The following is a 13,079-nucleotide window of genomic DNA, read 5'->3' as shown; positions in this document are numbered from 1 at the left end:
GGGCGAAGCGATTTCCCCGCCGGCCAGCTTTGTTATCGTTTTGAAAGTGGCCGGGAAGACCGCATCGGGCTCCCAGGCAGGGAGCGACTGAAGTAGTGATGAAACGTACAATCCCCCGAACAAAATACTTTCTGCAAACATTGACACTCCTGTGAATACCATCCTGGTATCACCACCCTCCCGGGCCCCTGTCGCAGATCAGTCACACAACCTATGCGTGAAAACAAATTGGCTTTGCTTCAAATCCGGATATGAAGGTTTACCTTTCGTCAGGGTGCCCACCGGCGGACACCTCGCGCCGGAACGGGACCAGCTCGATCAAAATCGAGGCAAATCCCGCCTTGCGTTGCAAAAATAGCGTTCTTATATACGCCCCGAAGCTGTTCGGCGCGTTTCGTCCAGGGATGCTGCCGCAGCAAATTCGTGTGAACAGGGGCTGTCATCTGGAACGCCGGAATGGGTCCTGACAGTCTGCTTAGCGGAGAGAAGACATGGCAAAAGTTATCGGTATCGACCTCGGAACAACCAATTCCTGCGTCGCCGTCATGGACGGCAAGGACGCCAAGGTTATTGAGAACGCGGAAGGTGCACGCACCACGCCATCCATCGTGGCCTTTACGGATTCGGATGAGCGTCTGGTTGGTCAGCCGGCGAAGCGCCAGGCGGTCACCAACCCGGAGAACACCCTTTTTGCAATCAAGCGCCTGATCGGCCGCCGCTTCTCCGACCCTACGGTCGAGAAGGACAAGAAGCTGGTCCCCTACAAGATCGTCAAGGCTGATAATGGCGATGCCTGGGTCGAGGCGCACGGCAAGACCTATTCGCCCTCACAGATCTCTGCGATGACGCTGCAGAAGATGAAGGAAACGGCTGAATCCTATCTCGGCGAAAAGGTCGAGAAGGCGGTTATCACCGTTCCCGCCTATTTCAACGACGCCCAGCGTCAGGCCACCAAGGACGCCGGCAAGATCGCCGGTCTTGAAGTGCTGCGCATCATCAACGAACCGACCGCGGCTGCACTCGCCTACGGCCTCGACAAGAAGGACGGCAAGACCATTGCCGTCTACGACCTTGGCGGCGGCACATTCGATATTTCGATCCTCGAGATCGGCGATGGCGTGTTCGAGGTGAAGTCCACCAATGGCGACACATTCCTGGGCGGTGAAGACTTCGACATGCGTCTTGTCGAGTATCTGGCTGCCGAGTTCAAGAAAGAGCAGGGCATCGATCTCCAGCAGGACAAACTGGCTCTTCAGCGCCTGAAAGAGGCTGCCGAGAAAGCCAAGATCGAGCTTTCGTCTTCTTCGCAGACCGAGATCAACCTCCCCTTCATTACCGCTGACCAGTCGGGTCCGAAGCACCTGACGATGAAGCTGACACGCGCCAAGTTCGAGAGCCTCGTCGAGGACCTCGTCAAGCGCACGGTCGAGCCCTGCAAGGCCGCCCTTAAAGATGCTGGTCTGAACGCCGGCGAGATCGACGAAGTGGTTCTGGTCGGTGGCATGACCCGCATGCCCAAGGTCCAGGAAACGGTGAAGAGCTTCTTCGGCAAGGAGCCGCACAAGGGCGTGAACCCGGACGAAGTGGTCGCCATGGGTGCTGCGATTCAGGCCGGTGTTCTGCAGGGTGACGTGAAAGACGTTCTGCTGCTCGATGTGACCCCGCTGTCGCTGGGCATCGAAACGCTGGGCGGTGTCTTCACCCGCCTGATCGACCGCAACACGACGATCCCGACCAAGAAGAGCCAGGTCTTCTCGACCGCCGAGGACAACCAGAATGCGGTGACCATCAACGTGTTCCAGGGCGAGCGCGAAATGGCTGCCGACAACAAGAGCCTTGGCCGTTTCGATCTGACCGGCCTTCCGCCCGCACCGCGCGGCGTGCCGCAGATCGAGGTCACGTTCGACATCGACGCCAACGGCATCGTGAACGTCTCGGCCAAGGACAAGGGCACCGGCAAGGAGCAGGCGATCCGCATCCAGGCCTCCGGCGGTCTCAGCGACGACGAAATCGAGAAGATGGTGAAGGACGCCGAGTCCAACGCCGAAGCCGACAAGAAGCGCCGTGAAGCCGTGGAAGCCAAGAACCAGGCGGAAGCCCTGATCCACTCGACCGAGAAGTCCCTCAGCGAATATGGCGACAAGGTCTCCGAAGAGGAGAAGAAGGCCATCGAGGACGCGCTGGCCGAACTGAAAACCGCTACCGAAGGCGACGATGCCGAGGACATCAAGGCGAAGACCAACGCGCTCGCCGAGGCTTCCATGAAGCTTGGTCAGGCCATGTATGAGGCAAGCCAGGCAGAAGCGGCCGAATCCGGTGCGGCTGCCGACGCAAAGGCTTCGGGCGATGATGTCGTGGATGCCGATTTCGAGGAAATCGACGAAGACGACAAGAAGTCTGCCTGAGCGAGGCGATAAACCGATCGAAAAAGCCCGGGATTCACCTCCCGGGCTTTTTCATATCTTCTTAAATCTCCCCCCAATAGACTTGCCGGCAAACTAAAATCCACGGATTGGTCATGGGGAGGCTGATGATCCGGTACCGGCTCTTCGAGATCTGGCGCTTCGTCGCTGCGCTGCTGATCATGCTATACCACTTCGGGCATTTCGCGCCCGGCGCTGGTCTTGCCGTCAAGAACGAGCTGGCCTCGCTCCGGCCGCTGCTCGACATGTTTTTTATCATATCGGGATTCCTGATCTTTGCGCGGTACGGGGAACAGGTCCGGGATGCGAAGAGTTATGGCGTCTATCTCTACAAGCGACTGATCCGCCTTTACCCGCTGCATCTGGCCACACTCTCCTATTTTGTCCTGATCGGGCTTCTCGTCGCTCTTGGTGTCTTGCGTACAGGCGGCGAGCCGCAGCTTTACGACTGGAGTGCATTGCCGTCCAATCTCCTGCTCATCCAGGCCTGGGGTGTGGAAGACAGGCTGACCTTCAATTTTGTCTCCTGGTCGCTTTCCGCCGAGTGGTTTGCCTATCTTCTGCTGCCCGTGATCCTCTTCGCCTATCGCCGTTCAGGACTTGCCGGCCTGTTCCTCCTGCTCTTCGCCTGCTACGCGGTTCTGGAGTTGCTGGTGCACACCGGCGTCATGCCGTTCGAAAGCTGGGTCAAGGCGGATACATGGGGCGCTTACCGCACCTTTGCCGACTTCGTTCTGGGAGCGCTACTGGCTGTTCTGGCGCAGCGCTCCTCCATGACCGTTTCAGCGCGATGGCCTGCATGGATCGCGATCCTGCTGGCCTGCACGTCCATGGTGCTTCAACTCAACATTTACGTAACCCTGCTTCTGCTTGCGATTGCGGTTTTCCTTGCGGGGCTTGTCGAGCGCAATGATCCTGAACGGTATGGCTACCCGGTCTTCCTGCGCCCGGCAGCCGCTGTCTCATTCGGTATCTATCTCTGGCATCCGGTGACAGAGAGCATCTTCTTTTCCTACCTGTGGAGCCATCGGATCCAATCCCATTCGATTGCGCTTTTTTTCATGTACACCGCCTTTGTAATGCTGGTGACCGTGATCGTTGCCATGGCCTCTTTCCGCTTCTTTGAGAACAGGCTTTCCGGATACCTTCTGCGGGTCGCCGGCCTCACACGGCCCAGACCCGGCGCAGCCACGCCCGCGACCGAGACAAACTGAAAACCGGTTCCTGCAGCCGGATGGAACTGCCTACTCGCTCGCATGGCTGGCAATCTGCTGAAAACTATGGCATTCGCTGTCGCGAATACCTAAATAACGAACACTGATCGGGGGAACAGTGTTCGCTCCAGATAGACTATGCGGGACTCTCATTCATGAAGGCAGATTTTTACGAGACGCTCAGCGTGTCGAGAAACGCCGACGAGAAGGAACTTAAGAGCGCTTTTCGCAAGCTCGCCATGCGGTATCACCCTGACCGCAATCCGGGCGACGAAGAGGCCGAGCAGAAGTTCAAGGAAGTCAACGAAGCCTACGAGACGCTGCGCGATCCTCAGAAACGTGCAGCCTACGACCAGTTCGGCCACGCCGCGTTTGAAAATGGCGGCATGGGCGCGCGCGGCGGCTTTGGCGGTGGCGGTGGATTCGCCGATATTTTCGAGGACATTTTCGGCGACATGATGGGCGGCGGCGGACGCCGCCGCGGTGGTCGCCAACATGGCGCGGATTTGCGCTTCAATATGGAAATAACCCTCGAGGAAGCCTTTACCGGCAAGACCGGACAGATTCGGGTTCCGACGGCGGTCGCCTGCGACGACTGTGCCGGCACCGGGGCCAAGCCGGGCACCTCGCCGACGCAGTGTCAGATGTGCCATGGTTCCGGACGGGTGCGCGCCGCACAGGGCTTCTTTTCGATCGAGCGAACCTGCCCGACATGTCAGGGGCGCGGAGAGACCATCTCCGATCCCTGCCCCAAATGTTCCGGGCAGGGGCGCGTCGCCGAAGAGCGGTCGCTTTCCGTCAACATACCCGCGGGCATCGAGGATGGCACGCGCATCCGCCTCGCGGGTGAAGGCGAAGCAGGCTTGCGAGGTGGCCCCGCGGGCGACCTCTACATTTTTCTTTCCGTCAAACCGCATGAGTTCTTCCAGCGCGACGGTGCAGACCTCTACTGCAAGGTGCCAATCTCAATGACCACGGCTGCGCTTGGCGGCGCGTTCGAGGTCACCACGCTCGATGGGACACAGACCCGCGTGAAAGTGCCTGAAGGCACGCAGAATGGGCGGCAGTTCCGCCTCGGCGGAAAGGGCATGCCTATTCTCCGCCAGCCCAAGGTTGGCGATCTTTACATTCAGGTGGCCGTAGAAACGCCGCAAAACCTGACCAGGAAGCAACGGGAACTTCTGGAGGAGTTCGAGAACATATCTTCCAAAGAAAACAGCCCTCAATCGGCCGGTTTCTTTTCACGGATGAAAGACTTCTTCGAATCCTTCGGTGAGTAGCCAAAGCGTGCTAAGAGGAACCACCGGGTCGGTTGCCCGGTTACTCCTTTGCGGTCACGCATACGCGGAGGCTGCACGGAGTTCGGGAACATAAAGGAGGACGCCGGAAAGATGAGCAAGGGCTTGGATATGCGCAAGGCCATCGCGGATCGCTTTGGAGAAGAGCTGCGTTTTTTTCGCGGCTGGATCGAGCAGCCCAAGGCCGTCGGCTCCATCATTCCAACGAGTGGCGTGACAGCGCGACGTATGGCGTCTGTCATCAACACCGGTTCCGGTCTCCCGGTTCTCGAAGTGGGGCCCGGCACAGGCGTCATCACCAAGGCCATCCTGGCACATGGGGTAAAACCCGACCAACTCTACGCGGTCGAATACTCACCGGATTTCGTCAAGCACCTGCGCGAAGCCTACCCTGGAGTGCACGTCATCCAGGGCGATGCTTTCAACCTCGAACAGACGTTGACGCAGGCTCTGGGCGACGAGGCCCCGCGGGTCTTTGATAGTGTCATCTCCGGCGTACCGCTGCTCAACTTCCCTGTTGAAGCGCGCATCGCCTATCTCGATTCCCTTTTGGATCGCATTCCCGAAGGGCGTCCCGTGATCCAGCTTACCTACGGACCGAAATCGCCGATCCCACCCGGACAGGGCAACTATACGGTCGAGCATTTTGATTTCGTGCTGCGGAACATTCCACCGACACAGCTCTGGGTATACCGTCGCGGCAGGCATTAAAGTCAGCACCTATCAATCCTCGATCACATTGGCTATACGGCTCTCTCAAAAGGGAGCTGTGACCAATGACCCCAAAGATTCTGGTGTTCGCGGGCTCAATCCGTACCGGCGCCTTTAGCGGCAAAACTGCCGACGCCGCCATGAAGGAACTGGCGCAGCAGGGCGCCGAGGTGACACGCATCTCGCTGGCGGATTATCCGCTGCCCATCATGGACCAGGACCTGGAGAAGGAAAAAGGCATTCCTGACAATGCCTACCGGCTCGGCCGGCTGATCGCCGCCCATGATGGCGTCCTGATTGCCAGCCCCGAATACAACGCCTCCATCCCCCCTCTGCTCAAGAATACAGTCGACTGGATAAGCCGAATCTCGAAGGACGGTGGCAAACCGCTGCGCCCCTGGACTGGAAAACCGGTTGGCCTTTGCTCTTCTTCGGATGGAAACTTCGCCGGCATTCGCGGGCTCTATCACCTGCGCGCGGTGCTGATGAACTGCAAGGCTGACATCATCACCCAGCAGTGCTCGGTCGCCCGTGCGCAGGATGCCTTCGACGAGAATGGCAACTTCAGGGATGACCGAACGCGCGGAATGATGGAAGCCGTGTGCAGCAACCTGATCGAACGCGCGAAATTGACATCGACAAGAGTGGGAGCCTGACACTATGAGCGACGCAATGCGGGACCGCCTGATCGTAGGCCTGGACGTGCCGACCCTGACCGAAGCCGACAAGGTGGTCGCCGCGCTCGGCGATACCGTGTCGTTCTACAAGATCGGCCATCAGCTCGCATTCGCCGGCGGGTTGAGCTTTGCACGGGAACTGGCAGGCTCTGGCAAGAAAATCTTCCTCGACATGAAACTGCTCGATATCGACAACACGGTCGCCAAGGGCGTCGAGAACATCGCACGAATGGGCATGACGATGCTGACGATCCATGCCTATCCGAAGGCCATGCGCGCGGCGGTAAAGGCGGCTGATGGATCAGGGCTTACCCTGCTCGGTGTGACGGTGCTGACATCCATGGACGATGCGGATCTAAGCGAAGCCGGCTATGCGCTGACGGCACGTGATCTGGTGAAGAAGCGTGTGGAGCAGGCGCGCGAGGCGGGAATGGGCGGTATTGTCTGTGCACCGACCGAAGTCAGCGAAATGCGTGATGTGGCCGGCCCCGGTATGGCACTGGTCACGCCCGGCATCCGCCCCGCCGGCAGCGACCATGGCGACCAGAAGCGCGTGATGACTCCAGCCGACGCGATCCGTGCGGGAAGCTCACACCTGGTGGTGGCCCGCCCGATCGTGGCAGCGCAGGATCCCAAGGCAGCAGCCGAGAGCATTCTCGACGAGATGGCCTCGGCCTGACAGAGTGGGACCAAAGCTGATCAACGGAGGAGAAACCCATGCCCAAGGGATACTGGATCGCTCATGTGGATGTGCGCGACCCCGAGCGCTACAAGGATTACGTCGCCACAGCCAGGCCTGCCTTCGAGAAATTCGGGGCGCGCTTCCTCGCGCGCGGTGGCGCGTGGGAAGGGCTGGAGGGCACCGGGCGCGGGCGCAATGTGGTGATCGAATTTCCTTCTATGCAGGCCGCACATGATTGCTACAATTCGCCTGAATATCAGGCCGCTAAGGCAATCCGCACTTCTGTGGCTGATGCGGACATGATCCTCGTCGAAGGCGCGGAATAGGCTGCGCGGAGGAGACAGAACCACGTCCGATCTTCCCGCCAAATATGCAATTCGGCCCTATCGCAGTGCCGATGCCGCACTTCTGCCAGAGGTGGAAGCGCGTGCGGCTCGGCTCTTTGCGGCGTATGGATATGCCAGCCTGGCGTCCACCCCGGCCATGGCGAAGGACGCCTTTGACACAATCGCCCTGCAGAACGGCACCCTTGTCGCGGCACATGAGACCGATGGCGCCGTAGGGTTCGCTATTTTCGGTCAGATCGGGTCTTTTCTTCATCTGAACGAGCTTTCCGTGGCACCGGAGCACGGACGGCGGGGGCTTGGAGGTGCGTTGCTTGAGGCAGTGATTGCCGAAAGCGTTTCTCGTGAGCTGGATGGCGTATCGCTCAGTACCTTTCGAGTTGTGCCTTTCAACGCCCCTTTCTATGCGCACCACGGCTTTGTGGAACAGTCTCTCGAAACCGCGCCCGAGGGACTGAAAGAGCGATTCTTCACTGAAATTCCTGCGGGAGTTGCGGCAGACGATCGCCTTTTGATGCTGCGCCGCAACAGGGACGCATGACGCAGCGACAAAATTAGTATTTTGATTTCAACCAACTAGGGCATTCTGGCTCCGGCACTTCAGCCGGAAATCGCCCTTCTATTGCAACGCAGCAAAAGTCGTTTACTCTAACCGGAAAGCAAATGATCAAGGCCACGCCATTTTTTATCCATTTCTCGCGGCGATCCGGCCATAGCGAAGGTCCTGTCAGGAAACCTAGCGATGTATTATCAGCTCTATGAATTCAACCACGCCGCGCTTCAACCGGCGCGGGCCTATGCCGATGCGGTTCGGCTCTTTTACAGCAATCCTTTGAACCCGGTGGCCAAGACCTATTTTGGACGAACCGTCGCTGCCGCAGCAGAAGTATTCGAGCGCAGCACACGCCGCTACACGAAGCCCGAGTTCGGCCTCAAGGAAACGAACGTCAACGGCGTGAGAGTGGATGTACGCGAACAGACCGTGTGGTCGCAGCCTTTCTGCGATGTCATAAGGTTCAAGCGTGATCTACCCAGGGGAGCGCATCCAGGCCCGAAGATCCTGATGGTGGCGCCAATGTCGGGCCACTATGCCACGCTGCTCCGCGGCACAGTGGAAACGATGCTGCCCTACGCGGATGTCTACATCACGGACTGGGCGGACGCGCGCATGGTGCCGGTTTCCGATGGGCCGTTCGATCTCGATGACTACATCGATTACCTGATCGACATTTTCGACCATCTGGGCCCAGACACGCATGTGATGGCGGTTTGTCAGCCTTCTGTTCCCGTGCTCGCAGCCATCGCTTTGATGGAAGCACGCGGCGAGAAGAATGTGCCCGCCAGCATGACACTGATGGGGGGGCCGATCGACACACGCAAGAACCCGACGGCGGTCAATGAACTGGCCGAGCAGAAAGACATCTCCTGGTTCCGCGACAACGTGATCATGCCAGTGCCGTGGCCCAATCCCGGCTTCATGCGACACGTCTATCCGGGTTTTCTGCAGCTTTCCGGCTTCATGAGCATGAACCTTGATCGCCACATCACGGCGCATAAGGACTTTTTCATGCACCTGGTGAAAAACGACGGTGATTCCGCCGAGAAGCATCGCGACTTCTATGACGAGTATCTTGCGGTGATGGACCTGACCGCCGAGTTTTACCTGCAGACGGTGGAAACCGTTTTCATTCGCCACGACCTGCCACGCGGGCAGATGCGGCATCGCGGCGAATTGGTGGACCCCGGCGCAATCCGCCGCGTGGCGCTCCTGACCGTGGAAGGTGAGAACGACGATATCTCTGGTGTCGGGCAGACGAAGGCTGCGCATGATCTATGCATCAACCTCTCCGAAGACATGCGCTATCACTACATGCAGCCGGCGGTTGGCCATTATGGCGTTTTCAACGGTTCGCGCTTCCGCTCCGAGATCGCGCCACGCATTCTTGATTTCATGCGCAGCCATCCTGCCGGCGGACTGAAAACCACGGCAAAAACACCCGCCGGCGTTTCCCGGAAAAAGGTTCAGAAACGACAAATTCGGGCTAAACAGCCCTGAAATTCCGGAAAACGGGGCGGTTTCGGAAATTTCCTGCCACCTCGAAGAACCCTCCGCAGCAGCAACCCCAACCTGCCGTGTATTTCGGCAACAGCCCGGTTGAAACCGACCCTGCCATCCGCCGCCGGTAACCATAGCTGGTAAGATTGCCCGTGCAGCAATTGACATTGCCCCCTCACGTTTCTTAACGTTTCATTAACGATAGAAACAAGCGGGGAGCGGCATGATGGCTGCTTTGCGGGGGGTAATCCGCAACGGGTTTTTTGCGGGCCTGATTCTGGCGGGCGCCATGACGGCACCGGCTGGAGCAATGAACGCAATGGAAACCGGTGGCTTCACGTCCCAGCCGATCGGACACTACGAATTCTGCAAGGCCAATCCTGTTGAATGCTCCATCCGTTTGCGGGATCGGGGACCGGAGCACATGACGAAGACGCTCTGGAAAACCATCAGCGATATCAACGCGGCGGTGAACCGCGCCGTTCAGCCGATGAACGATATCGACATTTATGGCGCGGAAGAGGTCTGGACCTATCCCTCGACCGGGGTCGGTGACTGCGAGGATTATGTGCTCGAAAAGCGCCGTGAACTGAAGCGCGCAGGGTTATCGCTCACGAACCTGTTGATCACCGTTGTCCGCAAGCCCAATGGCGAGGGCCATGCTGTCCTTACCGTCCGAACGGACCGGGGTGACTTCGTGCTGGACAATTTGAGTGACAGCGTGAAGCTGTGGAATGCTACCAGTTATCGCTACCTGAAACGGCAAGCCAGCAATCACACGGGCCGCTGGGTAAGCCTGCGCGAGGGCAACAACCCGGTTGTCGGCGCGGTCAGCGAATAAGCGGAGCAGCGCTGCTCCAATCTTTGTCACAGTTGATCTTTTATATTCTCCAGACTTTCGCGAAAGGGAACTCTGGATGTATGGATTGTTGCCTTTGCCCGGCGGTCGGGCTTTGTGCGTTGCGGTGGCGCTTCTGATCGCAGCCGCCCCTCACAGCGGCGCTTTCGCGCAAACGTCTCTCATCACCGCGGCCGAAAGCGGCGACCTCCCGGCGCTGCAACGCGCGCTGCAAGCCGGGGCGGCGCTGGAAGAGCGCGACGCGCAGCAAAGGACTGCGCTGATGGCAGCCGTCCAGGCGAACCAGACAAAAGCGGCACGCCTGCTCATAGAAGCAGGGGCAGACGTCAACGCCCGCGACAGTATCGAGGACAGTCCTTATCTTCTGGCGGGCGCACGGGGCTATCTGGAGATTCTTCGCCTTACTCTCGAAAACGGAGCCAATCTGGAAAGCACCAACCGGTTCGGTGGCACTGCACTGATCCCCGCTGCCGAGCGTGGCCATGTAGAGACCGTGCGAACGCTGATCGCGGCGGGTGTGGATCTGGATCATGTAAACAGACTTGGCTGGACGGCGTTGCTCGAAGCCGTGATCCTCGGCGACGGGGGGCCAGATCATGTGGCCATCGTCGGACTGCTGGTTGACGCCGGGGCCAGCACCGACATCGCCGACCGCGCGGGCGTAACCGCGCTGCAGCACGCAAAACGCAGCCGCTATACAGAGATCGTCGAGATACTTGAGGCCGCCGGCGCGCGTTAGACCCGCACACACAAGCATCCGGGCAAAGCGCAAGATGGCCGATATGCCCGCCTCTTCCAGTCTTGACAACTCATAACTGCATGGTTATTGATCAAATTCATAGCCATTCAGTTATGAATTGAAATGCAACAAACTCGCGATATCCTCTTTCGCACACTGGCTGACCCGACGCGCCGCGCGATTTTCGAGCGTCTCTGCCGCGATGGCGACCTGACGGTCGGAGTGCTGACGGCCGGCGCCGGTGTGTCGCAGCCAGCGGTTTCCAAGCACCTTGGCGTGCTGAAGCGCGCCGGGCTGGTGCAAGACAGGCAGGAAGGCCGACAGACCCGCTACAGTGCGCGCATCGAAGCGCTGGCCCCGCTCGTGGACTGGACCAAGGAGATGAGCGGTTTCTGGCAGAGCCGGTTCGACGATCTGGAAGATCTGCTCAACAGGATGGATCAATGACAAGTGCCGCAACCCAGACGCGCTCCGTGGTGGTTGAGCGTGAGATTCCGCACCCCCCGGAAAAGATCTGGCGCGCGCTCACGCAGCCGCATTTGATCGCGGAATGGCTGATGAAGAACGACTTCGAAGCGCGTGAGGGTCATCGGTTCAGCCTGACCGCCGACTGGGGCGGAGTGGACTGCGTGGTAAAGACGGTGGAGCCGCACAGGGCGCTTTCCTACGCCTGGGACACAAAGGACCTGCGCAGCACCGTCAGCTGGACTCTCACTCGCACAAAGAATGGGACGCTCCTGCGCATGGAGCAGGAAGGGTTTCAGCCGAACCAGAAGCCCTATTATCAGGGCGCAAGCGTCGGATGGCCGCGCTTCATCTCGGCGCTCGAACGGGTGGTCGAGAGGCTCGACTGAGGCGGCTGCGCAAAGCCGAACGAATGCAAACCCGGAATGCACGAGGACGATACATGACCACAGCCGATACCGGAAAATCACCGCCCGAGCTGATCGACGCCAGGATCGCGGAACTGGGCGACTGGCGGGGCGCGATGCTTTCAAGGCTTCGCGGCATCATCAAAAAGGCGCTTCCCGACGTGATCGAGGAGTGGAAATGGCGCGGCGTGCCCGTCTGGTACCACGACGGAATGCTCTGCACCGGCGAGACCTACAAGAAGGCTGTGAAAATGACCTTTGCCAAGGGTGCTTCGCTTGAAGACCCTTCCGGTCTTTTCAACGCCAGTCTTGAGGGCAGCACACGGCGCGCCATCGATTTCCATGAAGGGGCGGCCATCGACGAGGACGCGCTGAAAGCGCTCCTTCGCGCCGCCGCCCGACTGAACGCATCGACACAGAAACAGGCGCGTAGCGGATGAAGTGGAACCTCTGGCTTCGACAGGCGCATCGCTGGATTTCGATCGCCTTCACGGTTGGCGTGATCATCAACACCATCGCGGCAATGCGCGGCCAGGAACCGCCCGTCTGGGTTTACTTTCTGGCGGGTGGCCCGCTCATCCTGCTGCTGATCACCGGACTTTATCTTTTTGCGCTTCCCTATATGACGCGCCGCAGCGCGCATGGGGGAGCCGACGCATAGACAATATCAGGAGGCATGCAAATGCCTGCGAAGCCTTCCGGGAAAGTACAGGGCAAGGCGGAATCGCCACGCCTCCTCTCCGGCGGAAACCCGCAGATACCCAAGGGCGATGGGGATGCACCCGTTCAGGCCTACATCGCGGCGATGCCAGGCTGGAAGCGTGAGGCCGGTTGCCTGATCGACCGGTTGATCGTGCGCGAGCTTCCAGAGGTTCGCAAGGCGGTGAAGTGGAACTCACCGCTCTACGGGATCGAGGGCCAGGGCTGGTTTCTCGGGCTGCACTGCTACACGCGCTATATCAAAATGGCTTTCTTTCACGGCGCCGCGCTTGAGCCGCTGCCGCCCGTGGCATCCAAAGACGCAAATACGCGCTACTTTCACCTTCATGAGAACGAAGCACTCGACGAGAAACAGTTCGTCTCATGGGTGCGGCAGGCTTCCGCCCTGCCCGGCTGGGTTCCCTAGATCGCCGTGCGTCCATCCGGACGCACAAAGGACGATCTAGACTATTGATGGAGCATCGAAATAACCCGAAAACCGGTT

16 protein-coding genes are annotated in these 13,079 nt (G+C 59.3%); all 16 read left to right on the top strand.

All coding sequences use genetic code 11. The annotated features are described in order from the left end of the window. The first annotated feature begins 491 nt into the window (after nt 1–491). Nucleotides 492–2,405, top strand: a complete 1,914-nt coding sequence (dnaK, locus tag HF949_RS03475) for a molecular chaperone DnaK (protein ID WP_292898315.1) — start codon at nt 492–494, stop codon at nt 2,403–2,405. A gap of 125 nt (nt 2,406–2,530) precedes the next feature. Further along, nucleotides 2,531–3,637 (top strand): acyltransferase family protein, encoded by a 1,107-nt coding sequence (locus tag HF949_RS03470; protein ID WP_292898314.1) that lies wholly within the window; start codon nt 2,531–2,533, stop codon nt 3,635–3,637. Nucleotides 3,638–3,792: 155 nt separating this feature from the next. Then, nucleotides 3,793–4,917, top strand: coding sequence for a molecular chaperone DnaJ (dnaJ, locus tag HF949_RS03465; protein WP_292898313.1), 1,125 nt, complete (start codon nt 3,793–3,795; stop codon nt 4,915–4,917). A 111-nt stretch (nt 4,918–5,028) separates the two neighbouring features. Next, entirely contained in the window at nt 5,029–5,646 is a 618-nt protein-coding gene (pmtA, locus tag HF949_RS03460) for a phospholipid N-methyltransferase PmtA (RefSeq protein WP_292898312.1), read from the top strand. A 65-nt stretch (nt 5,647–5,711) separates the two neighbouring features. Continuing rightward, a complete protein-coding gene (locus HF949_RS03455; RefSeq protein WP_292898311.1) occupies nt 5,712–6,302 on the top strand; it encodes an NADPH-dependent FMN reductase in 591 nt (196 codons plus the stop codon). A 16-nt stretch (nt 6,303–6,318) separates the two neighbouring features. Further along, complete coding sequence (gene pyrF / locus HF949_RS03450) at nt 6,319–7,002, top strand: orotidine-5'-phosphate decarboxylase (protein WP_404934900.1); 684 nt, start codon at nt 6,319–6,321, stop codon at nt 7,000–7,002. Nucleotides 7,003–7,040: 38 nt separating this feature from the next. Further along, the gene (locus HF949_RS03445; protein WP_292898309.1) at nt 7,041–7,331 is read left to right on the top strand and encodes a DUF1330 domain-containing protein; all 291 of its coding nucleotides are present in this window, start codon (nt 7,041–7,043) and stop codon (nt 7,329–7,331) included. Nucleotides 7,332–7,488: 157 nt separating this feature from the next. Then, entirely contained in the window at nt 7,489–7,890 is a 402-nt protein-coding gene (locus HF949_RS03440; protein WP_292898308.1) for a GNAT family N-acetyltransferase, read from the top strand. Nucleotides 7,891–8,091: 201 nt separating this feature from the next. Then, the gene (locus HF949_RS03435; protein WP_292898307.1) at nt 8,092–9,405 is read left to right on the top strand and encodes a polyhydroxyalkanoate depolymerase; all 1,314 of its coding nucleotides are present in this window, start codon (nt 8,092–8,094) and stop codon (nt 9,403–9,405) included. Nucleotides 9,406–9,631: 226 nt separating this feature from the next. Next, nucleotides 9,632–10,246, top strand: a complete 615-nt coding sequence (locus HF949_RS03430) for a transglutaminase-like cysteine peptidase (protein ID WP_404934084.1) — start codon at nt 9,632–9,634, stop codon at nt 10,244–10,246. A gap of 76 nt (nt 10,247–10,322) precedes the next feature. Continuing rightward, nucleotides 10,323–11,003 (top strand): ankyrin repeat domain-containing protein, encoded by a 681-nt coding sequence (locus HF949_RS03425; protein WP_292898305.1) that lies wholly within the window; start codon nt 10,323–10,325, stop codon nt 11,001–11,003. 123 nt (nt 11,004–11,126) lie between these two features. Beyond that, entirely contained in the window at nt 11,127–11,450 is a 324-nt protein-coding gene (locus HF949_RS03420; protein ID WP_292898304.1) for an ArsR/SmtB family transcription factor, read from the top strand. Continuing rightward, the gene (locus HF949_RS03415) at nt 11,447–11,857 is read left to right on the top strand and encodes an SRPBCC family protein (protein WP_292898303.1); all 411 of its coding nucleotides are present in this window, start codon (nt 11,447–11,449) and stop codon (nt 11,855–11,857) included. Before HF949_RS03420 ends, HF949_RS03415 begins: the two co-directional genes overlap by 4 nt. Nucleotides 11,858–11,910: 53 nt before the next feature. After that, a complete protein-coding gene (locus tag HF949_RS03410; protein ID WP_292898302.1) occupies nt 11,911–12,315 on the top strand; it encodes a DUF1801 domain-containing protein in 405 nt (134 codons plus the stop codon). Further along, on the top strand, nt 12,312–12,536 hold the full coding sequence (locus HF949_RS03405) for a hypothetical protein (protein WP_292898301.1): 225 nt from the start codon (nt 12,312–12,314) through the stop codon (nt 12,534–12,536). The genes HF949_RS03410 and HF949_RS03405 overlap by 4 nt, the downstream gene beginning before the upstream one ends. Before the next feature lie 21 nt (nt 12,537–12,557). Further along, entirely contained in the window at nt 12,558–13,001 is a 444-nt protein-coding gene (locus tag HF949_RS03400; protein ID WP_292898300.1) for a DUF1801 domain-containing protein, read from the top strand. Nucleotides 13,002–13,079: the final 78 nt, after the last annotated feature.

It is taken from the genome of Nitratireductor sp. (genome assembly GCF_017794765.1).
Classification (GTDB): Bacteria; Pseudomonadota; Alphaproteobacteria; order Rhizobiales; family Rhizobiaceae; genus Nitratireductor.
This window is presented reverse-complemented; position numbering and strand designations above follow the sequence as displayed.

Bases quoted from the DNA above. Each gene is read 5' to 3' on its own strand.
- HF949_RS03435 (WP_292898307.1), top strand. From the start codon at position 8,092: ATGTATTATCAGCTCTATGAATTCAACCACGCCGCGCTTCAACCGGCG.
- dnaK (WP_292898315.1), top strand. From the start codon at position 492: ATGGCAAAAGTTATCGGTATCGACCTCGGAACAACCAATTCCTGCGTC.
- HF949_RS03420 (WP_292898304.1), top strand. From the start codon at position 11,127: ATGCAACAAACTCGCGATATCCTCTTTCGCACACTGGCTGACCCGACG.
- HF949_RS03470 (WP_292898314.1), top strand. From the start codon at position 2,531: ATGATCCGGTACCGGCTCTTCGAGATCTGGCGCTTCGTCGCTGCGCTG.
- HF949_RS03410 (WP_292898302.1), top strand. From the start codon at position 11,911: ATGACCACAGCCGATACCGGAAAATCACCGCCCGAGCTGATCGACGCC.
- HF949_RS03455 (WP_292898311.1), top strand. From the start codon at position 5,712: ATGACCCCAAAGATTCTGGTGTTCGCGGGCTCAATCCGTACCGGCGCC.
- HF949_RS03415 (WP_292898303.1), top strand. From the start codon at position 11,447: ATGACAAGTGCCGCAACCCAGACGCGCTCCGTGGTGGTTGAGCGTGAG.
- HF949_RS03405 (WP_292898301.1), top strand. From the start codon at position 12,312: ATGAAGTGGAACCTCTGGCTTCGACAGGCGCATCGCTGGATTTCGATC.
- HF949_RS03430 (WP_404934084.1), top strand. From the start codon at position 9,632: ATGGCTGCTTTGCGGGGGGTAATCCGCAACGGGTTTTTTGCGGGCCTG.
- HF949_RS03445 (WP_292898309.1), top strand. From the start codon at position 7,041: ATGCCCAAGGGATACTGGATCGCTCATGTGGATGTGCGCGACCCCGAG.
- HF949_RS03400 (WP_292898300.1), top strand. From the start codon at position 12,558: ATGCCTGCGAAGCCTTCCGGGAAAGTACAGGGCAAGGCGGAATCGCCA.
- HF949_RS03440 (WP_292898308.1), top strand. From the start codon at position 7,489: ATGGCGAAGGACGCCTTTGACACAATCGCCCTGCAGAACGGCACCCTT.
- HF949_RS03425 (WP_292898305.1), top strand. From the start codon at position 10,323: ATGTATGGATTGTTGCCTTTGCCCGGCGGTCGGGCTTTGTGCGTTGCG.
- pyrF (WP_404934900.1), top strand. From the start codon at position 6,319: ATGCGGGACCGCCTGATCGTAGGCCTGGACGTGCCGACCCTGACCGAA.
- pmtA (WP_292898312.1), top strand. From the start codon at position 5,029: ATGAGCAAGGGCTTGGATATGCGCAAGGCCATCGCGGATCGCTTTGGA.
- dnaJ (WP_292898313.1), top strand. From the start codon at position 3,793: ATGAAGGCAGATTTTTACGAGACGCTCAGCGTGTCGAGAAACGCCGAC.